Consider the following 18458-nt stretch of genomic DNA (forward strand, 5'->3'; position numbering starts at 1 on the left):
ATATTCTACGGTATCTGTTACATGTCGATACGGAACGTAACTGCCAGATACGGGCAAGCCCACACCCGGGAGGAAAGACGCGCCCACGTTCATCACGTCTTCTCCTGTCTTTCGTACTTCAGTTGTTCGTGCCAGTCCGCTGGACGCCCTTCGGGGGTGAGGTCCAGCAGATTCCACAGGATCTCCAGGGTGCCGACGTGTCGAGGGTCTTGCCCGGGAGCTCGTTCCGCCCAGAAGAGCTCGGATCCCCAGAAGTGGCGGATCGTCTGTCCATCCCGGTGGAAGTGACGATGCTCATGCCGCCGTCCGCTTGCGCGAGGTCGGAGGGATCAGCAGGTCGGCGGGTACACGAAAGCGATCGCGCAACCGCTTGATCATGGTCATGCTGAGGTCGCGTTTGCCTCCCAGCACCTCACTGACGCGGCTTGCTGTCCCCAGGACAGGAATCAGATCGGCACGCGTCAGTCCATGCTGATCCATCAGATAGGCGAGTAGATCGGGCAGCGTGGGGCGCCTGCGCGGCCAGCGGATCTTCTCATAGGCCTCGATCAGCCGCGCCTGTGCCAATAGGCGTGCGCGGTCCGCCTCCGTGTCTGAGTGCATCAACCGTGCGACCAGTGCCTTGGCCTCTGCATGGTCTGCCTCGTTCTGGATTACGATGAGGGTTGCCTTCATCACACCGTCTCCGCGTCGATCTGGTCATATTCCGCGTGCGAGCCAAAAAACTGGATCATGGAAGTGTAGTTGATCGGACGACGACGACTTGGATGCGTCGTGTGGCGCGGCAGACCGAACGCGTGACCGACACGTCGGACCGTCCGTCATCACACAACGCATCGCACCCGCTTTCGTGACCTCAGATTGACCGGCTCACTTCGTGGCCTTTCTCAGGACGAACGTCACGCGGAGATTTACACCACCAGTCGCATTGAACCCGAGGAACTCCTGCCGCTGTTCTCCGACGTATCCGCGCAATCGGCCCGTGGCGCCAGTCACCATGCGCACGATCGTGCCGCCGCCTTCGAGTCCCTCGGTCGCAATCGACTGCGTGTCCCGGGGCAGGAAGTACGTCTGCGCCGTGTCCACCCAGAGCGGTGCCGCGGGAATCTCGGACGCCGCGACGAGGTGTGTCCCCCGGCAGAACCACCGGCCGATGGCGCCAGCGCTGCTCGGGTCGAACGTTGCGCCCTCGCCCTGAATCGTGCCGGCCCGATAGATGTTCCCCTCCGTGACGAAGAAGGACCCGCGCTCGGGCTGCGTGTCGGTGGGTTTCACCAACGTCGGGTTGAACAGCGCGAAATCCTCGGCCACGTCGACGGTGAACACCACTTTCTCTGGCTGGTGCCACCGGTGGTGCGCGGGCGACATCTGCGCGCCCGCTGGCACCGTCCCCATCGTCGCCGTAAGCGCGAGCACTGCGATCCCAGACCGAGTCGTCGTGAGCCGTGAACGAAGTCGATGAACGATGGACATGATGAACCTCTTGTTCTCTTGTGTGGTTTGCCGGGTGGGGGGCGAGCACTCGATGGAGAAATTCACGCCGCCTCCCACGTTTTCACCAGGAGAGGCGTGAGGTCGGACCTTACCCTGTGAGGTAGACTTAGGCTGAGCTTGTTGCAATGGCAGTCAGCGCCGGATCGAAGCTTGGGCGGTACGAGGTCCTCTCGTTTGTAGGCGCTGGCGGCATGGGCGAGGTGTATCGGGCCCTCGATACTGGCCTGCGCCGGGAAGTGGCGATCAAAGTGCTCCGCGCTGACCGTCACACCACGGAGACCGGACGCCGGCGCTTCATCCAGGAAGCCCGCACGGCTTCGGCGTTGAACCATCCGAATATCGCCACCATTCACGACATTGCGACCGTCGATGGCACGGACTTCATCGTGATGGAGTACGTGACGGGGCAACCACTGAGCGCGCTCGTGCGGTCCGGGATGAGCGTCGACGCCGCTATTCGCGTGGCCATTCCGATCGCGGACGCGCTCGATCGAGCCCACTCGGCCGGAATCGTTCATCGAGACCTGAAGCCCGCCAACGTCGTGGTGACAGCCGATGGGACGGTCAAGGTCCTCGACTTCGGGCTGGCCAAATTGGTCGAGTCGCCGGACACGGGGCGCGAAGGGGAGACGGCGACCGAGGAGGCCATCTCGGATCTCCTCAACCGGCCGGATACGGTCGGCGGCGGAACGCCTGGCTACATGGCGCCCGAGCAGGCCACCCGCGGGAAGGTCGACCGGCGGAGCGACGTCTTCAGCTTCGGCGCACTGCTCTACGAGATGATCACGGGGCGGCGCGCGTTCAAGGGGCGATCCGTCGCGGAGACCCTGACGAAGGTGTTATGCGAGGAGCCGACGTCCCCCTGCGAGCTGACGCCGGACACGCCGAAGGAGCTGGAGCGGCTGATCCTTCGCTGTTTACGGAAGGAGCCCGAGCGGCGCCTCCAGGACATGGCAGACGTAAGGGTGGAGCTCCTGGACCTGCAGGAAGCAGGCAAGGCCGTGCTCGCTCTACCGGCGGCGCCACGTCGCGGGCGACGGCTCCAACGGCTCTGGCTGGCCGTGGGGCTCACGATCGTGTTGGCCCTCACGGCGTCGATCCTGATCATGTGGCGGAGGGCTGACGTCGTCCTCCCGCCCATGCGAGTTGTGCCGCTCACTGCCTATCGCGGCATCGAAACGACGCCTGCGTTCTCACCGGACGGCAGCCAGCTTGCGTTCGCCTGGGATGGAGAGAGCTCGCCGGATGAGGGGCCACGCGACTTCGACATCTGGCTCAAGTTGATAGGAAGCTCCGAAGCTCGCCGTCTGACGACAGATCCCCTGGACGACATGGGACCAAGTTGGTCGCCCGACGGGCGATACATCGCGTTTCACCGCGGTCGACGGGGCGAGACCGCGTCCATCTACCTGATGTCGCCCCTGGGCGGCGCGGAGCGCAAGCTCACCGATCTGCCGGCCGCCGGTTCGAACACCTCGTGGTTTCGAGGGGCGGCGGTCCCTCAGCTTGCGTGGTCACCGGACGGTCGGTGGCTCGCCGTCGCGCGCGCACGCGCCCCGCATGAGACGGCACCGGAAGCGGGGAGCATTCATCTGGTTCCCATCGACGGAGGCGAGCCCCATCCCATCACCGCGCCGAAAGCACCCGAATGGCATCGGGACCCGACGTTCTCCCCTGACGGGCGTCACCTGGCGTATGCATCTTGCGCGAGTGGCGCGTTTGCGCCATGCGATGTGTCCGTTGTGCATCTCGACTCGAGCTTCCGACCCACGGCGCCGCCACGCCGTCTCACGCGGCACGACCTGGTCGTTCTCGGCCTCGCCTGGACCCGCGACGGACGATCTCTCGTCTATGGTGGAGCGCGATACGATTTGTCTTATCTCTGGCGTGTGGACGTCGATGGCCGCCGTCCCCCTGAGCGAATCGAAGCGGCCCGGCAAGCGTTGTCTCCAGCCACCGTCCCCAGCCAGGACCGCCTGGCCTTCGCACTGAGCCGCGCCGACAACGACATCCACCTGTTCGAGGCCGGCCGGCCGCAAGCGTCGATCGTGTCCTCCTCGCTCACGGACTTCGGGCCGACCTTCTCTCCGGATGGAGGCCGCATCGCCTTCGAGTCCGGGCGCTCGGGTGAGGTCGAGGAGATCTGGCTCGCAAACGCCGATGGGTCGAATCCCGTGCAGTTGACGCGTGGGCCGGGAAGCTGGCAAGGATCGCCAAGCTGGTCTCCCGACGGCCGGCAGATCGCGTTCGATTCGCGCGGGACGGACGGCTTTTCGGATATCTGGACCATCGATGTCGACGGAGGCGGACCGCGTCGCGTCACGTCCGGCGCATTGAACGACGTCCTTCCCACATGGTCCGTGAATGGTCGCTGGATCTCCTATCAGGAAGAGCGCGCTGACGGCAGCGACATCTCCCGCGTGCGCGAGACGGACGGTGCGGTGGAACGGGTCACTCGCAATGGGGGATTCCGCGCGGTCGAAGCCGCTGACGGCAAGACGTTGTTCTTCGTCCGGCGCGACGACGAGTCGCCCCTCTTCCGTCAACCTGTCGCCGGCGGTGCGGAGCGGCAGGTCGTCGACTGCGTGCTGAGCCGCAGCGTGGCGGTCGGTCCGGATGGCATCTACTACGTGGGATGTCCTGCCGGCGTGCCCGAAAACCCCCTCTATCGATTGGATGTGACGAGCGGCGTCAGTCAGCGTCTGGGTATCGTGAGAACGGGGGCCGGTTTCGTTCCGGGAATGGCGGTATCGCCAGACGGGAAGAGCGTGCTCTTCTCCGTGACGGTGGACGACGGCGCCGACCTGCTGATGATCGAGAACTTTCGCTAGAGTCTGGGCCCGAGCCGCAATGGTAGGGCGCCGAACGCGCCATCGAGCGTCCGAGGAATGGAGAAGAGTGTGACTGGCGGCTCACCGGAAGCCGATCGCGGGCCAACGCTCATTCTCGATGATCAGCGTTGGGTTCTGCGGGAAGGCGAGAACATCATCGGGCGGGGCGCAGGCGTGGCGGTGCGCATCGAATTGGTCGGCGTCTCGCGTCATCACGCCCGAATCATGGTCACCGACGGCCGGTCGACGATCGAGGACCTCGGGAGCAAGAACGGGACGTTCACCGGCCAGGAGCGGATTCAGCTGCCGCGGCTCCTGCACGAAGGCGACGTGATCCGCCTGGGCCGGCGGGTTCGGCTCCTGTTTCGCCAGAGCGAGGACAACCGCACGTTGAGCGAGACGGTCCTTCCCAGCACGACCGGTGCGATGTTCCGGCGCGACGGCGAGCTGTGGTCGATGATGTTCGAGGGACAGATCGTGCGGCTGCCAGACGCCAAGGGCTTCCACGACCTCTCACAGCTCCTCGCGCGTCCAGGCCTGGAGATCCATTGTCTCGAGCTCGCCGGCCGCCCTGCCGACAGCGCTGGCGAAGATCGCGTGCTCGACGATCGAGCGCAGCGGGAGATTCGCTCACGGGCGCGAGAGCTGCAGCACGAGGTGGACGAGGCGGATACGGCGCACGATCTTGGCCGGGCCGAGCGGGCGCGTGAGGAGCTGGAGCAGATTATCGCGTTGCTCTCGGGTGCCCTCGGACTCGGCGGCAAGGCGCGTGGGCTCGGCAGCTCGGTCGAACGCGCGCGCTCCTCCGTCACGTGGCGCATTCGCAGCGCGATCAAGCGGATCCAGTCGGTGCATCCCCGGCTGGGCCGTCACCTTCAGAACGCCGTCCGCACCGGCACCTTTTGCACCTATCTGCCTGAAGCCCCGGTCGATTGGACCCTCTGAGCTGATGCCGGTCGACGTCACGAAGTGAGGCGCTTCCTCACGCCTGCTTGGGCGTGAATGGAAGAAGACAACGACAACCACCGCGCACAAAGGCCGGGCTCCTCCTCGCGGCGATACTCGTGACGCTCGTGACCACGATCCTGGCGCCGACGACGCTTCGCGGACACACGTCATCGATGGTACCGAGTGACGAGAGGTGCAGCTCGGCCGGCTCGTCGCTGCCGCTCATGCTGGTGAACGAGGGGCGCGCGGATGACGCCAGTCTCGACATCGCCAAGCGTGAGGCTGAAGCTACCTGGGTGGCTGCCGGCTTGCACCTGGTCTGGACGACACCGGAGATGTTTGGGGGCTCGTCGCCCTATCCCGGTGTGTTCGTCGTCATTCGCCCGGATTTTCTTCCTGGTGGCTCCGTCAGCAGGTTCGAGGCAAGTCAGCGCGGCCGTCACGTGCTGGGACGCGTAATGTTCATCGACGGGTCGCCGCGGAGACTCATCGAAGTCTCGATGCGGGCCATCAGGACGTCGGTGCGCGAGGTGCACGCCGAGGGCCCGCGCAGTGCGGCGTTCCTGCGCGTTGCAGGGCGTGGGGTCGTCGGACGTGCACTCGGCCGGGTCATCGCGCATGAGATCGGCCACTGGCTGTTCGGACGGAAGCACACGGAGGCCGGACTGATGAAGCCGAGTCTCTACCCGCACGATCTCATCAGGCCAAAGGCACTCGCGCTGCCTCGAGGATGGAGCGTCGCGGAGGTAGAGCATCTTCGGGCGCTGCATTCACGCTGCGCGATAGATGATAGGCGTGCATCTTCCAAAGCATTGATGCAGGGCGCCGCAGCGCGGCGAGCGCCGTCCGAAGCTCGCGTGCGACATCGTGCATGGAGTGATTCATCGCCATCCTGACGGCACGTGCACCCCTCTGGTTCAATAAAGCTGAGGTGGTACAATTTCTATACCGGCGGAGCGCGGTGTGCTGGACCGCGAACTTGCAAGCCGACTAAGCGCAGCCGCTGGCCTCCGCAATCTGATCGCGCACCACTGGGCTTTGCGGGCAACGTGTCGAGCTTGACCTGATCGCTGCATTGCAGAGCTGAGCGCCGCGATGCAGGTATCATGAGGTCCTGTGGAAATCGTACCCATCGCGCAGCTTCAGGTGCAGGTAGAGCCGTTAAAGCGCGGTGAGAAGCCGCACCGCTGGTATGACGCATCCCGCATCCGTCAGGTTGGTCGGTTGTATGTGGACGAGAATGGCTGTATCGGCGAGAGCAAGGGCGAGAAGATCGTCGACGTCCACAACGTCACGCATCCAAGCAGCCGCAACCACGGGCGGGCCAGCGGACTTTCGCTTGGCTTCACCTCTCATTACCGCGCTATGCGTGAGAAGTTCGGCCCGCGCGTGATCAACGGAGCGGCAGGCGAGAACGTCCTCGTCGACATCGAAGAACGGATGACCCGCGACCGCCTCGCCCACGCGGCGATTCGGACCAGAGACGGAGTCGAGGTCCGATTCGCGGACGTCGACGTTGCAGAGCCATGTGTGGAGTTCAGCCGGTACGTCATGGGAGTTGAGCCGGACGACCGCACGCTGCGCATGCGCGAGCCACTGCAACAGCTGCGCGGCGGGATGCGCGGCTTCTACGTCACGCTCGCACAGCCAGTAGAGCTTCTGGTCGGCGATGAGCTGCTGATCCTGTGATCCCGCTCCTGTGTCAAGCCGGACAAAGGTATCGCCGCAGGTGAGCGACGTGTTCAGGCCCGACCCCGAACCATGTTTGCCACGGTAACGCTGGCGGCGAGTTTATCCGCCGGTCCACCCACGCGCCACCGGCTGACCCTTCTCGGTCCTTGCCGCGGAATAGACTCAGCGGGCTACGTGACGTCTCATCAGCACCAGCATGATCGGTGGGATGTCCGGCATGTCGTGCCAACGAACACCGGCCTTAGGTTTGTCCCCTGGGAGGCGCGGCTCCTCCATGCCGTCAACGACGAAACCTGCATCGAACCCGAATCGGAGGAGTGTGCTGATCGGCCGATGGCTGACGAAGGACACGGTTCCCGTCAACGTCGATGCCGTGCTGTTCTGGGTCGTCACCGATGCCAGGAAGGCCATCGTCGAAGTGGAGCACTACGCCGCCACCGTGAGCTGGGCCGCCCAGACGACGCTCCGGGACGTGATTGGCCACACGGAACTGGTGGGCATGATCTCGGACCGGGAGCAGGTCGATCGTCAGTTGCAGGAGATCATCGACGCGAAGACCAGCGACTGGGGGATCACCGTGATGTCGGTCGAGATCCGCGACGTCAGGCTGCCCGGCATGCTCGAGGATGCGATGAGCCGCAAGGCCCAGGCAGATCGCGAGAGCGAGGCGCGGGTCATCCTGGCACATTCGGAGCTGGCGGTGGCCGACGAGATGGAGCAAGCGTCGGCCGTGTACCGGCGCAACCCCATTGCCCTGCGGATTCGCGCGATGAACATGACCTACGAGTCGATCAAGGAGCGCGGCGCGCTGATGGTCGTGCCGAGTGACATGGTCTCCTCGCTGGGCAATCTCGCAGCCTTCGCGCCCGCGGCATTCGACCCACCTGGACCGCGCCTGACCGACGGCGCACCCGACGGGACCGACGCCTGATGGGCCTCTGGTACCTGCTCCGCCTCGTCAGCCAGCGATCCCTGCTGTCGTGCCGGCTCGAGTTCGAGGATCGGCGGCTCGACCGCGCGTCGCTCTTCCCGCTGTTCGATGACGAGGGGCGGACGCGGATGCTGTTGATCACCGCCGAGGAGAACGGGCGCATCATGCTGGCCAATTGGGCGCCCGGTCTGTTCGTGCGCGACTGGGCGCTGCGAAATCACCTGCGGCTGCGGTTCGCCGATCTCAACGACGCGTCGATGTGGGATGAAGAAGGCTTCGAGGATCTGTGGCACTTCGATCCCCGGTGGGTGCTCGGCGACGAGCGGTACCAGGGCCACGGGGCCGTTCCCCACCTACGGAGCACGAACATCCCCGGCTACGATCAGACAATGTCAGGGGTCGCGTTCGATCAGAGCCTGGGGCGCGCGTTGTACGTGGTGAGACGGTCCGGCGAGTCGGTGAGCGTCCGGCGCTTCAATGCGCACACGCTGGCCACCGCCGCCAAGCGCCGTCGCGCCGCGCACGTGCGGCCCCGCGGCGCTGCTGCGGTCGGGTGGCAGCTGCGGCCGTTCTGGCGCTTCCCGTGAAGTCCGACAACGACGGCACCCGCGCGAGGATCACGACGCAGGTTCAATCCGCAGAAGGGCGCCGTCGTCTTCGTCGGTCAACAGAGACGGCCCGTCGATCCGGCCCTTGACGAACTTCGCGGATGCGCTCCTTCAGCTCGTTCAGCATCGATTCGCGACGCAGCACCTCGGTCTTGGCGTTGAACACAATGCGCTCCAGGTGGCCGGTGCCGGGGATCCCTAGACGATTGCCAGACGGCCGAGTTACGTCGCCGATGGTTCGATAGTATGAGGTCTTGCCAATCATCGTCTTCACCGACGGCGCGGCGACGGGCAATCCCGGACCCGGCGGCTGGGGCGCGATCGTCGTGGCCGACGATCACCACGTCACGGAACTTGGCGGCGGCTCGCCTCACACGACGAACAACAAGATGGAGCTGAGCGGCGTCATCGCGGCGCTGCAGCACATTGCAAATCAACCCTGGCCCGTCGCCATCTATACGGACTCCACGTATGTGATCCAGGGCATCACGCAGTGGGTGTGGGGGTGGCGGAAGCGCGGATGGAAAACGGCGCAGGGCGGTGACGTGCTGAACCGGGATCTGTGGGAGCAGCTCTCGAGCCTCGTCGGCGCGCGCGCCCGCGGTGACGTGGCCTGGCATTGGGTGCGAGGCCACGTTGGGACACCGGGCAACGAGCGTGCCGATCAGATTTCGGTCGCGTTCGCGCGGCAACAATCCGCGGACCTGTATGATGGGCCGCTCGACGGCTACGCGCTGCCGATTCTCCAATTGCCGGACGAGACCGCCCTGCCGAAGCGGCCGGCTGGCTCGTCGGCCGCGAAGACCAAGTCCGCCGCATACTCGTACCTGAGCGTTGTGGACGGTGTCGCGATGCGGCACGTCACGTGGGCAGAGTGTGAACGCCGCGTGAAGGGGCGATCCGGTGCGCGCTTCAAGAAAGCTACGAGCTCGGCCGACGAGTCCGCGATCCTGCGCGGCTGGGGAATCGATCCGAGCCTTATCTAGAGTCAGCAGCGTCCTGCGTGCGAACTTGAGCGCCTCGATCGCCTGCTCCCGTCGAACGGACGGGAACTGCCGGAGGAACTCATCCAGCGTGTCGCCCCCTTCCAGGTAGGCGAACAGCGACTGCACCGGTACCCCCGTTGCCGACGAAAACCGGCGTGCCACCCAGGATCTCCGGGTCGCTGTACACCACTGACGAACTGCGGGGCATGATCACGCCAATATGGCGCCGACCGGCGCACGAGCCCGGCAGCTCAGGCGGCCCGGCGCAGGGAATCTCCCCCGCGCAACCAGCCCGTCATCTGGTTCCAACTCGCGAAAACTGGGGACGCCAACGTCCTTGCGACGCTTCGGCCGTTGGCGTCCCCACCGGTCTTCCCGTTGGCGGCGCGCTCTGCGACCGCCCCAGCGGCACCGAATCCCGTCGGGGACGTCAGCCTCTATGTGCACGTCGGTGAGCACGCCTTATGGGAGGCTCGCAACGTTCGCGAAGCGTTCTCGAGCCGCCCCAGCCTTGGGAGTGTCCGGCTTCGGCCGGACCTCGCGCCTCGACCCTCCTCGGTCGGCCAAGGTCGGACCCTACGTTCTCGCTCCCGCTGCGCGCAGCAGATCGACAATCCGCAGATAACCGCGTCTCTTCGCCCAGGCAAGCGGCGTGGCCCACGGTTCATCGTCCGGGAGATTGGTGGGCGCGCCGCGAGAGAGCAGGAACTCGACCATGTCGGGCAGGTCGTTGCGGGCAGCCCAGCCGAGCGGGGTCGAGCGATACTCTTCGTCCTTCGCAGAGATGTTGGCGCCGGCCTCGAGCAGGATACCCGCGACTTCGATACGGTTGCCCCGCGCCCGGCCGCGGCCGTCGCGTCCGCACAGGTCGTGTAGCGGCGTGGCCCTCTGCCAGTTCGGCAGATTGGGATCCATGCCGCTGGCCAGCAACAGGCGCAGGATCTCCACGTCCTCGAGGAGATACGAGCGACAGCCCGTCACCACCGTATCGCGCCAGGTTGGGATCGCGCGCGAGCAGCCGTCGCAGTCTGGCGGCGTCACCGGTGCGCGCGGCCTCCATCGCTTCCCACACGTCCCGGCCGCGGCTTCCCCACGGACCGTAGGGCCGCTCGGAGTCGAACTCTTTGGGCTTGATGAGTCCAGTCGCGCCTTTCGTCGCGAGCTGTTCGGTGAGCGCAATCCATCCCTGGCAGCCGTGCTCGAGCGCGAGCGCACGCTGCACATCGCGGAGCGTGGGATCGGCCGGCGCCTGCGGATAGGCGCTCTTCAATCGCGCCCGGGCGCGCCCGTCGCCATCGCGCAAGGCGCGCAGCCAGCGCTTGGCTTCTTTCTTCAGGTTGTCGAGGGAGCTTGCGGGCGTGAGCTGACGGGGCATGCACACCTTCCTTCCGTTTCAATTGCCTGGCGTCCGCTGAAATCAGGCCGGAAGAAGGTTCGAGCTGCTTTGTTCGAACCGTGGGGTGGGAGCACGCTCCCTTGCCGCGGACAGGAGGCGCCCCTGAGCGCACTGCCGCCTATGTTGCAGAAGGCCCGGTCGCGTGTCAAGAACGTGTTGGGAACAGTGTCAAGGCGCAATAGAAATGTCCCCGTTCTTAGCGAAATAGAAATGTCCCCTGCCGTTCTTCTTGAACACAGCAATGGCGGCCTGTGGGCGCTGTGCGAAACGCGCCTGCGCGTTTTGCAAGGTGCGGTGGGCGCGCTCTTCGCGTCCACGGCACCGGCAGCGTCCATAGGCCTTCGTCATTGGCCGCGCCCGAGTTGGATGGCGCGGTGCTGCCGCTGGACGTAGCCGCGTCGCCACGGGTGATCCGCACTCGGCCGAGGACGGACGCGCGCGGCCGCCGCCGGCGCCGGAATCTCGGTCCAGCGCATCAGACGCCCTCGATACCGAATCTCGATCGCGCCGGTGACCGCGTTCGAAGGGGTTGACGTGTGCGCCATATGGCCGAATAATACTGCCATATGGCTATCTCAAGAAGGCGCGTAGCAACCGTTGTTCAAGACGTCGAATCGACCGCTGGTGACCCGGCCGGCCGCGCGTATGGCACGTTGCTCGGCCTGGCTCCAGCAGCCGTGCCGAATCTCGTGGATGCCGTCCGGAAGGGCCTGTCGTACCGCACGTTCGAGCGCTTCGTGGAGAATACGTCCCTGTCGGCCACAGCCGCCGCGACGCTCGTCAACATCTCGGTGCGGACACTCAGTCGGCGGAAGCGGGAGGGGCGACTGCAACCCGACGAGTCCGACCGCCTGTTGCGAGCCTCCCGTGTGGTGGGGCGCGCTATCGAGCTCTTCGAAGGCGACCGTGCAGAAGCGAAGCAGTGGCTTGCCCGTCCCCAACGCGCCCTGCGCGGCGCCATGCCGTTCGATCTCGCGAGCACGGAGGTCGGCGCACTCGCCGTCGAGCGCCTGATCGATCAGCTCGAACAGGGGATCTTCGTCTAACGTGACGATCACGACCTACCGTATCGTCAAGACGAAGTGGGCGGCGTCGGCATTCGATGGAGAAGGGGCGCGCCGCGACGGAGGCCGATGGAACTCCGTCGGAACGCCGATGGTGTACACGGCTGAGAGCCGGTCGCTGGCGGCCCTTGAAGTCCTCGTCAATCTCGAGGGGCCCGCACGCGGATACTCGATCGTCAGGTGTTCGTTTCCAGACACCCTTGTGGTAACCATCGGGCGCTCGAATCTGCCGCCGGACTGGCAGCAGTCCCCGGCTCCGCCTGCCCTCGCGGCACTTGGCGATGCGTGGGTAGCTCGCGCGTCGTCCGTCGTGCTCGCCGTCCCAAGCGCCGTTATTCCTGAAGAAGTGAACCACCTCCTCAACCCTACGCACCCGGATTTCGACAAGGTCACGATCTATCCGCCGGAGCCACACGTATACGATGAGCGACTTGTGGCTCGTACCGAACGCTCCCGGCGGCGTGCGTCGAGCAAGGCTAGGAAACGTCGCCTCGGCGGCACCGACACTGGGACGTGAAAGACCAACCGGCCTCGACGGCATCGACGACCTGCCGCGTGCCCCCGTTGGAGCTCACGTTGCCGACGGCGGCGACGCGCGGCCTCCACTTGCCTCGATCTCGCGCACGACGCGCGGGGCTTCCGTCTCACGCAGGCCATTGAGGAAGACGCTGACACCCTCGCGGGCGAAGGCCCTCGCGATCTGGTTCACTTCGCGAACGCGCCGGCGGAGTCGCGTGCCAAGTCCGCGATGCGGGATCTTGCCTACGATGCGGCGGAAGTCGTCGGTCACGACGTCGGCCCAATTGTTGGCGAACGCCGCGAGGTAAGGCGCTCATGAAGTTCACGAGCCAGGGCAATTATTGATGCTCGTAGACGCTGACTGCGCTTGACCGCGGTAATGCTTGCGAATCAATCATTTAGCGGCGGACGCGTATGCCGGCGGGCAATGGTGCATTTCGTAGGGAACTCACGGTAGCAGCGATGCTGTTTATAAACTGTTCCGTGTCAACAACTTAAAGCTGGCGGAGAGAGTGGGATTCGAACCCACGGTAGGGGATAAGCCTACACACGCTTTCCAAGCGTGCGCCTTCAACCACTCGGCCATCTCTCCGCGCGTGGAATCAACAGTTTACCGGACGGCGGGGACCCGCTCAACAGCAGACTGTGACGTGACTGTGACGTGAGGTCGTCGGCGACCTCGACGATCGTCGCGATCTCGGCGTCGTCTGCCGGCTTTCCGTTGCCGTTTGCGGCGTCTCCGCCTCGCCGCAGGTTGTCCAAGGCATCAAGCGCCTGCCGCTTCGCGTCGATCCGGATGTGCGAGTAGTGCTCCAGCATCCGCCGCGACAGGTGGCCGCTGATCGATTCGAGCACATGATCGGCCACGCCCATCTCGGCAAGCTCGGTGATGACCGTGTGCCGGAGATCGTGAAAGCGGAGGCCGTGCAGGCCCGCCTCGTCACGCAGCGCGCGCCAGGCCGTGTCCCATTTCAGCATCGGCTTCGTGGCGTCGAAGCGCCCCCACTGGCACGCTGGCCAGAGATAGTGCTCCGGCTCCGTGTGCCCGAGCAGGTCCGCGCGCTCGAACATCCGCGCAGCGGCTTCGATAGCCGACGCATTGAGCGGGATCACCCGGTGGCTCGTCTCGTTCTTGCTCCGTCGAACGTGCACGAGCTTCTTGACGAGATCGACGTCGCATCGCCGAAGGTGCTTCACCTCCACAGGCCGCATCGACGTGTTGGCGGCGACGATCGCGGCGCAGTACACGTGCTCCCATTCCGGATTCGACGGGGCTGAGTGGAAGAGGCGCTTCCGTTCGTCTGCTATCAACGCGCGGCCGACTGGACGCTGTCGCTCCGGGAGATTGTGGACGTGGTCGGCGAGCGCACGCCACCGGCCACAGGACTTGAGCACGCGCGACAGCACACCGACGTCCATGTTGATCGTGCGGTTCGCGATGCCGGCCTCGTGCCGCGCGCGTTGGAACTCGGCGATCGACGTTTGCGGTGATCGCCGAGAGCGGCACGTCGCCGAAGTGCTTCTTGACGAGGCTCAGTCGTTCCTCCTCGAGCTCGATCGTGCGCGGGGAGCACCGCATGCGCTTGGCATCCAGGTAGGAGTCAATCGCTTCCGAGAGCCGCTTCGGCCCTTGTTCGTCGGGAGCAAGGCGGCCATGTCCGGCTTCTTCGACGAGCTCACGTTCCCGGCGCGTCGCCGTCCGCAGATTCGTCGTGCCCAGCCGCTTCCGGTATCGACGGCCGGCAACGGTGAAGTCTGTCCAGTACTGACGACCGCGTTTCCAGAGACTCATAGCGGCAACTCCCCGATCTCCGATTCATCATCAGACGAGGAAACCGATGTCGTGTCAACTGCACTCGCCCGAACGAAGTCCGCCACGTCGGACGGCAAGTAGCGAACTGACCGCCCGAGCCGCAGGAAACGCGGACCCTTCCCTCTGTGCCTCCACGCGCGCAGCGTGGCGACTGACAGCCCCAGCATGTCGCCGACCTCGCGTTCGGTCAGCGCGCGCCTCGTGTCTGACCTCGTCGCCCGCGGGTTCATGACGCCGCTCCGTTCTGCGTGTCGCCGATGCGACGGCGATCTTGCACGTCTGGCGCGTGTCGTTCCAGCCAGGCATCGATCCATGCCGGCCGAATTCGAATGGTGCGTCTTCCGCTGACGCGCGCGCTTCGCAGCTCCCCCTGCTCGCATGCGGTGTAGATCGTGTCCCGGCTCAGGCCCGCGTACTCCGCAGCCTCGGAAACATTCAACCAGGGCTTCATGGTGCACCTCGCTCGACGCGTCTCCGCGTCCTCGCAACTGTTGCCGAACGTCCATAAAGTGGCGCGCTCTGGCGCGCTGGCCTATGGCCGGCGCGCCGGGAACAGTGGCGCGAGATGCGGGCTGATGTTGCCGGCATCGAAGACCGGGACGCTGAGCGCCGCGGTCGTCGCACGACAGGTGGTCATGCGGCCCGAAGCAGTGGGTCACGCTGGCCGCGCTGTTCTCTCGAATGGCCAGGCGATACAGCCACGCCTCCGTGGTGCACCGCAGCCGCATGCCCTGAGAGCAATGCGGTGTGCGGTTGCGAGTCTCTGATCTCGAAATGGCACTGTGTGCGATCTCGATTCAGAACCGTGCTGAAGTCAGGAAGTAGGCTGTCGGTCGTGGCCCTGAGAGCGGCGACCTTCAGCGCTCCGCGCGGAGTGTTCCTCTCGCGGAGCGTGTGCAGTGAGCACGGACGATGAGAAAAGACTACCGCCACTTCGGCGCACGGTCAACGGTCAAGATCGGTCCAGCTAAGCATCATCACACCGCCGGCCATCACGTAATGGCCAAGACGTGATCTGCGCGCAGGCACCGTCAAGGCCCGCAGGCCGCGCGCATGCGCGGGCGGAGCAAGGCGACGAGCCTTGCACGGTGCCGAGCACAGATCGAGCATCGACTACGTGATGGTCGGCGCATCCGACGAGGTCCAGATCGTTGCTCTGATGCGCGCCGCAAAGCGTGCCACGATCGTGAGCACCGCGCACGCCGTATCAGTCGCGTCATCGCGCGCGGAACGAGTGCGTGTTGGTGATCAGGATTTCCCGCACGAACAGGACCAGATCCTCCGGACGAAGTGGCCCCGATTTGAGCACCACATCCGCGGCACAAGCCACCTCCCTTGTGGACAGGGGCGGCGCGATTCCCAGCACCGACACGGACACTGACGGCCATGGCGTGGCGACCCCTCCGGACACGCGCGGGGCCATTTCCAGTGCGCGCACCGGTGTCGCTCACGCCATGGTTACCTGCCCTGATCGCGGCACTGGTACCTGCAGTGGGCGGCACAGAGCGCCGCCCATCGTGCGCGGCATTGGTGCACTTCGCGCGGAACCTGTGCCTACTGAATCGATTGCTGGCTTGGCGCACGACAGACCTGGCGCTCCTGTGGCCGCGCGGGGAAGACGGCCAGGTGAAGGGTTCCGGGGACGACCTCATTTCCAGAGGTCGTCCCCAAGGTCGTCCTCAGCCGTGAGAATCAGGCGACGTCAACCAGGGGAGAGAGATGCAGGTACTGCCGTGACAACTCGACGCATTCGACCTGCCCGTGGCCGCGGTCGGTGTTGTCGGCAATGAGGCGTGATCCCGCCAGCCGAAGGGTGTTCGTGGGATCGTCCAGCCACTGCCGGTGGAGGGCTCGGTAGCGTGGCGTTTGGTAGGCGCTCGACAGCTTCGCATGGCACTCGTCCGCAGGCGCCGCTCCCGGTTCCGCCAGCCGCTTCCGCTCGGCGAACAGCCGCTCCAGCGTCTCGACGGTCGATGGCTCAAGCGGTGTTGCCAGATGCTCTCGCGCGGCATGAAGGTAAGCCAATCGCGCCTTCGAGAGCTGGCGTGGAAACAACAGCCGGACCGTCCAGCGGAGGAGCACCCGGAGCAAGGCCGAGTGCCGCAGGAGGAACATCCGGAAATCCATCGGTGACGGGTGCGTCACGAGGTAGACGAACACGTGCGGCTCCCCGTAGGGCTGCATGCCGATCGGGAGCTTGTCCGGGAAGTAACGAGCCGTGCTCGCTGGCCCCTCGCCGAACAGCAGCCGTGGATACTCTCGCTGGTCCAGGCGGTCCGAAAGATGCCTCACGAAATGACGCCGCTTGTCCGTCGATGGCCCGAGCCAGACGAAGTCACGGTCGTCAAGCACCGCATCTAGCAGCATGACCCGCTCGATCATTCGGCCCGGTGCGTTCGGCTTGCGGAACCGGCTATCGGGCTCGCCGATGGCGGCCCAGAGCGGCTTGTAGTGGACGTGAAACATGCGCCCGCGATGGAGCTTCCCCGTGGTGATCGGCGTCGCGAATCGCTGCTCGACGAGCGTCTTGATGAAGTCGGTGCTCTTCTGGCCGTGGACGATGCCAGCGAAGCTGCAGTACTGGCGCTCGACGAACACGCCGGAGTGCAGGAGCACATTCAACAGGAAGCGTGCCTGACGCTCGGTGAAGCCGAACGCCGCGATCGCCTCCAGGCGCTGCGCGTTGGCCAGCTCGATCGTCCAGCGGTCGGGCGGAGGCGGCAGCGTCATCGGATCAACTCCTCCGCGATTCGCGGGTTCGCCGTTCGCCGGCCACCGCCGCCGCGACCGCCGACCGAGCATCCGATCGAGAGATAGCAAGTGAATCCGGACTTGGCGGCGCTACCGGCGTGGGCGCCGCGGTAGTGGCCGGTCACGACCTCGAGATCCTCATGCCGCGAGCGACCGTGCGGTCTTCGTACTCGATACGGGCATCCGGGAACCGGACGTGCCCATCGTCGTACGGCAGATCGTGTTCACGTGCCCACCGTGCAATCTCTTCGGGCTCACGGTCCGGCCGGCCGTCGCAGTTCTTCTTGCCGCGGTTGCGCTCGTGCAGGAAGCGCTGATAGTCGCGCTTGAGCTCGTAGTCGAGAACGACGCGGCGCACCCGGCCGCCTCGCCCTCGCAGGCGCTCCTCGGCACGCTCGTACACGCGATAGACCTTGGTGTCGTGAGTCAGTTCGCGCGGTTTCTTGACGCCCGCGTAGAACGTCTGACGGGGCTGGTGGATGCGGTCGTCGCGCTCATAGCGGTTCGCTTCGAGAAGATCGCGCCCGCGGTCCGTCAGCGTCACGGCGCGATCATCTGAGCTGAGCGGTGACGTGCGAGTCAGCCCTTCCTTCTCAAGGTGCTTGAGGCTTCGACGCGACTTCTGGGAGTCGTCTCGGATGTCGTGCAGATCGCTCTCGGCGATGACGCGAAACGCGCCGAGCGTCGCCAGGGCGCGGCTCTCGGTACCGTCGATTTCGTAGACGCGCTCACGGTCGCGTGCTTGCTCTCGATCGCGCCCGCGAGGGAGGTCGAGATCCCGCGTGAACACGTCACCTGAATGCTCGTCTCGGTCTCGCTCGCCTACACCGCCACGGCTGCCGAAACTGCGGTCCCAGGAGTCACCGCGATCTCTTCCGTCGTCCGGCCGAGGATCGTATCTGTCGAGCATGGTCGCTCCATCGCGTCGAGCGACGCGCGCATGACAACTCCAGTGCGCAACCGCTCTTCCGCAATTCCAGTATGTGAGTCGTGGACACGATTCTCAATCGATCGACGGCACATATTGGGCGGTGATGGGTCGTGTCGTGTGCTGTGGACGAGAGGTTGGGTTCACTCAGGTGCTTCGTCGATGCCGATTACGTTCGCAAGTGATCTGGACAGCGTTTAGGTTCTCCTCAAGCCAGGCGAAGTGTGAGGTCCAACGCCGACCACCAACTGACGGTGCTTCAGTAGATCAGACGGTGCTTCAGTAGATCAACAGCCGCCTCGAGGTCCATCAGTTCAATGAGATGGTGCGAAAGAAGGTTGAAGTCCTCCGCGGCTAATCGTGTATCTTGGTCATCCACCTGAGCTGTATTAGGAGGCCAATTGCTTGACAAGCTGAAGGCGGACTTCGACGGGATCCTGGAGCTGGTGAACAAGACACCCGCTCCGCTGCAGGAAACCGCATTCAAGATGATCCTT

22 protein-coding genes, 1 tRNA gene and 1 pseudogene are annotated in these 18458 nt (G+C 65.1%); 9 read left to right on the forward strand and 15 right to left on the reverse strand.

The window, feature by feature from the left end:
- Positions 1–92 precede the first annotated feature (92 nt).
- The 3 genes from GEV06_24540 to GEV06_24550 form a co-directional block, all read right to left on the reverse strand.
- Positions 93–263, reverse strand: a complete 171-nt coding sequence (locus GEV06_24540; GenBank protein ID MPZ21041.1) for a DUF899 domain-containing protein — start codon at positions 261–263, stop codon at positions 93–95.
- A 31-nt stretch (positions 264–294) separates the two neighbouring features.
- A complete protein-coding gene (locus GEV06_24545; GenBank protein ID MPZ21042.1) occupies positions 295–675 on the reverse strand; it encodes an XRE family transcriptional regulator in 381 nt (126 codons plus the stop codon).
- A 195-nt stretch (positions 676–870) separates the two neighbouring features.
- Positions 871–1473: a hypothetical protein gene (locus tag GEV06_24550; GenBank protein ID MPZ21043.1), complete on the reverse strand. Its 603-nt coding sequence runs from the start codon at positions 1471–1473 to the stop codon at positions 871–873.
- A gap of 146 nt (positions 1474–1619) precedes the next feature.
- Between GEV06_24550 and GEV06_24555 the strand changes: the two genes are divergently transcribed.
- The 6 genes from GEV06_24555 to GEV06_24580 all read left to right on the forward strand — a co-directional run bounded on the left by GEV06_24555 (position 1620) and on the right by GEV06_24580 (position 8483).
- Positions 1620–4325: a protein kinase gene (locus GEV06_24555; protein MPZ21044.1), complete on the forward strand. Its 2706-nt coding sequence runs from the start codon at positions 1620–1622 to the stop codon at positions 4323–4325.
- 57 nt (positions 4326–4382) lie between these two features.
- Positions 4383–5270, forward strand: a complete 888-nt coding sequence (locus tag GEV06_24560) for an FHA domain-containing protein (protein ID MPZ21045.1) — start codon at positions 4383–4385, stop codon at positions 5268–5270.
- 128 nt (positions 5271–5398) lie between these two features.
- On the forward strand, positions 5399–6169 hold the full coding sequence (locus tag GEV06_24565) for a hypothetical protein (GenBank protein MPZ21046.1): 771 nt from the start codon (positions 5399–5401) through the stop codon (positions 6167–6169).
- A 220-nt stretch (positions 6170–6389) separates the two neighbouring features.
- Positions 6390–6962, forward strand: coding sequence for a hypothetical protein (locus tag GEV06_24570; GenBank protein MPZ21047.1), 573 nt, complete (start codon positions 6390–6392; stop codon positions 6960–6962).
- 199 nt (positions 6963–7161) lie between these two features.
- Positions 7162–7896 carry a hypothetical protein gene (locus tag GEV06_24575; protein ID MPZ21048.1) on the forward strand — a complete coding sequence of 245 codons (735 nt, stop codon included), beginning with the start codon at positions 7162–7164 and terminating at the stop codon, positions 7894–7896.
- On the forward strand, positions 7896–8483 hold the full coding sequence (locus GEV06_24580; GenBank protein MPZ21049.1) for a hypothetical protein: 588 nt from the start codon (positions 7896–7898) through the stop codon (positions 8481–8483). Before GEV06_24575 ends, GEV06_24580 begins: the two co-directional genes overlap by 1 nt.
- A 43-nt stretch (positions 8484–8526) precedes the next feature.
- Here GEV06_24580 and GEV06_24585 read toward each other — a convergent pair whose 3' ends face one another.
- The gene (locus GEV06_24585; GenBank protein ID MPZ21050.1) at positions 8527–8769 is read right to left on the reverse strand and encodes a hypothetical protein; all 243 of its coding nucleotides are present in this window, start codon (positions 8767–8769) and stop codon (positions 8527–8529) included.
- Between GEV06_24585 and rnhA the strand changes: the two genes are divergently transcribed.
- Complete coding sequence (gene rnhA / locus GEV06_24590) at positions 8768–9490, forward strand: ribonuclease HI (GenBank protein ID MPZ21051.1); 723 nt, start codon at positions 8768–8770, stop codon at positions 9488–9490. The two genes, GEV06_24585 and rnhA, sit on opposite strands and share 2 nt — an antisense overlap.
- Positions 9491–9505: 15 nt before the next feature.
- Here the strand turns inward: rnhA and GEV06_24595 are convergent.
- The 3 genes and pseudogenes from GEV06_24595 to GEV06_24605 all read right to left on the reverse strand — a co-directional run bounded on the left by GEV06_24595 (position 9506) and on the right by GEV06_24605 (position 11431).
- A pseudogene (locus tag GEV06_24595) lies at positions 9506–9698 on the reverse strand (DUF433 domain-containing protein).
- Positions 9699–10066: 368 nt separating this feature from the next.
- Positions 10067–10714, reverse strand: coding sequence for a hypothetical protein (locus GEV06_24600; GenBank protein ID MPZ21052.1), 648 nt, complete (start codon positions 10712–10714; stop codon positions 10067–10069).
- A gap of 516 nt (positions 10715–11230) precedes the next feature.
- The gene (locus GEV06_24605; protein MPZ21053.1) at positions 11231–11431 is read right to left on the reverse strand and encodes a hypothetical protein; all 201 of its coding nucleotides are present in this window, start codon (positions 11429–11431) and stop codon (positions 11231–11233) included.
- A gap of 21 nt (positions 11432–11452) precedes the next feature.
- Here GEV06_24605 and GEV06_24610 point away from each other — a divergent pair, with 21 nt between their 5' ends.
- Both GEV06_24610 and GEV06_24615 read left to right on the forward strand, forming a co-directional pair.
- Complete coding sequence (locus GEV06_24610) at positions 11453–11932, forward strand: DUF2384 domain-containing protein (protein ID MPZ21054.1); 480 nt, start codon at positions 11453–11455, stop codon at positions 11930–11932.
- Between the two features lie 7 nt (positions 11933–11939).
- Positions 11940–12467 carry an RES domain-containing protein gene (locus tag GEV06_24615; protein ID MPZ21055.1) on the forward strand — a complete coding sequence of 176 codons (528 nt, stop codon included), beginning with the start codon at positions 11940–11942 and terminating at the stop codon, positions 12465–12467.
- A 54-nt stretch (positions 12468–12521) separates the two neighbouring features.
- On the opposite strand, the gene GEV06_24620 is transcribed toward GEV06_24615, so the two are convergent.
- The 8 genes from GEV06_24620 to GEV06_24655 form a co-directional block, all read right to left on the reverse strand.
- Positions 12522–12740, reverse strand: coding sequence for a hypothetical protein (locus GEV06_24620; GenBank protein MPZ21056.1), 219 nt, complete (start codon positions 12738–12740; stop codon positions 12522–12524).
- A gap of 230 nt (positions 12741–12970) precedes the next feature.
- Positions 12971–13061: transfer RNA gene (locus GEV06_24625), tRNA-Ser, on the reverse strand.
- Positions 13040–13888 carry a tyrosine-type recombinase/integrase gene (locus GEV06_24630; GenBank protein MPZ21057.1) on the reverse strand — a complete coding sequence of 283 codons (849 nt, stop codon included), beginning with the start codon at positions 13886–13888 and terminating at the stop codon, positions 13040–13042. The genes GEV06_24625 and GEV06_24630 overlap by 22 nt, the downstream gene beginning before the upstream one ends.
- A 369-nt stretch (positions 13889–14257) precedes the next feature.
- Positions 14258–14512 carry a helix-turn-helix domain-containing protein gene (locus tag GEV06_24635; protein MPZ21058.1) on the reverse strand — a complete coding sequence of 85 codons (255 nt, stop codon included), beginning with the start codon at positions 14510–14512 and terminating at the stop codon, positions 14258–14260.
- Entirely contained in the window at positions 14509–14733 is a 225-nt protein-coding gene (locus GEV06_24640; protein ID MPZ21059.1) for a helix-turn-helix domain-containing protein, read from the reverse strand. Before GEV06_24640 ends, GEV06_24635 begins: the two co-directional genes overlap by 4 nt.
- 765 nt (positions 14734–15498) lie before the next feature.
- A complete protein-coding gene (locus GEV06_24645; GenBank protein ID MPZ21060.1) occupies positions 15499–15720 on the reverse strand; it encodes a hypothetical protein in 222 nt (73 codons plus the stop codon).
- A 254-nt stretch (positions 15721–15974) separates the two neighbouring features.
- Complete coding sequence (locus GEV06_24650; protein ID MPZ21061.1) at positions 15975–17012, reverse strand: hypothetical protein; 1038 nt, start codon at positions 17010–17012, stop codon at positions 15975–15977.
- A 142-nt stretch (positions 17013–17154) separates the two neighbouring features.
- Positions 17155–17943 (reverse strand): hypothetical protein, encoded by a 789-nt coding sequence (locus GEV06_24655; protein ID MPZ21062.1) that lies wholly within the window; start codon positions 17941–17943, stop codon positions 17155–17157.
- Positions 17944–18458: the final 515 nt, after the last annotated feature.

This window comes from Luteitalea sp. (assembly GCA_009377605.1).
GTDB lineage: Bacteria > Acidobacteriota > Vicinamibacteria > Vicinamibacterales > Vicinamibacteraceae > WHTT01.

Coding starts and splice junctions, on each gene's coding strand:
- GEV06_24545 (MPZ21042.1), bottom strand. CDS start 675: ATGAAGGCAACCCTCATCGTAATCCAGAACGAGGCAGACCATGCAGAG.
- GEV06_24550 (MPZ21043.1), bottom strand. CDS start 1,473: ATGTCCATCGTTCATCGACTTCGTTCACGGCTCACGACGACTCGGTCT.
- GEV06_24555 (MPZ21044.1), top strand. CDS start 1,620: ATGGCAGTCAGCGCCGGATCGAAGCTTGGGCGGTACGAGGTCCTCTCG.
- GEV06_24560 (MPZ21045.1), top strand. CDS start 4,383: ATGGAGAAGAGTGTGACTGGCGGCTCACCGGAAGCCGATCGCGGGCCA.
- GEV06_24575 (MPZ21048.1), top strand. CDS start 7,162: ATGATCGGTGGGATGTCCGGCATGTCGTGCCAACGAACACCGGCCTTA.
- GEV06_24580 (MPZ21049.1), top strand. CDS start 7,896: ATGGGCCTCTGGTACCTGCTCCGCCTCGTCAGCCAGCGATCCCTGCTG.
- GEV06_24585 (MPZ21050.1), bottom strand. CDS start 8,769: ATGATTGGCAAGACCTCATACTATCGAACCATCGGCGACGTAACTCGG.
- GEV06_24600 (MPZ21052.1), bottom strand. CDS start 10,714: ATGTGCAGCGTGCGCTCGCGCTCGAGCACGGCTGCCAGGGATGGATTG.
- GEV06_24605 (MPZ21053.1), bottom strand. CDS start 11,431: ATGGCGCACACGTCAACCCCTTCGAACGCGGTCACCGGCGCGATCGAG.
- GEV06_24610 (MPZ21054.1), top strand. CDS start 11,453: ATGGCTATCTCAAGAAGGCGCGTAGCAACCGTTGTTCAAGACGTCGAA.
- GEV06_24630 (MPZ21057.1), bottom strand. CDS start 13,888: ATGGACGTCGGTGTGCTGTCGCGCGTGCTCAAGTCCTGTGGCCGGTGG.
- GEV06_24635 (MPZ21058.1), bottom strand. CDS start 14,512: ATGAACCCGCGGGCGACGAGGTCAGACACGAGGCGCGCGCTGACCGAA.
- GEV06_24640 (MPZ21059.1), bottom strand. CDS start 14,733: ATGAAGCCCTGGTTGAATGTTTCCGAGGCTGCGGAGTACGCGGGCCTG.
- GEV06_24650 (MPZ21061.1), bottom strand. CDS start 17,012: ATGACGCTGCCGCCTCCGCCCGACCGCTGGACGATCGAGCTGGCCAAC.
- GEV06_24655 (MPZ21062.1), bottom strand. CDS start 17,943: ATGCTCGACAGATACGATCCTCGGCCGGACGACGGAAGAGATCGCGGT.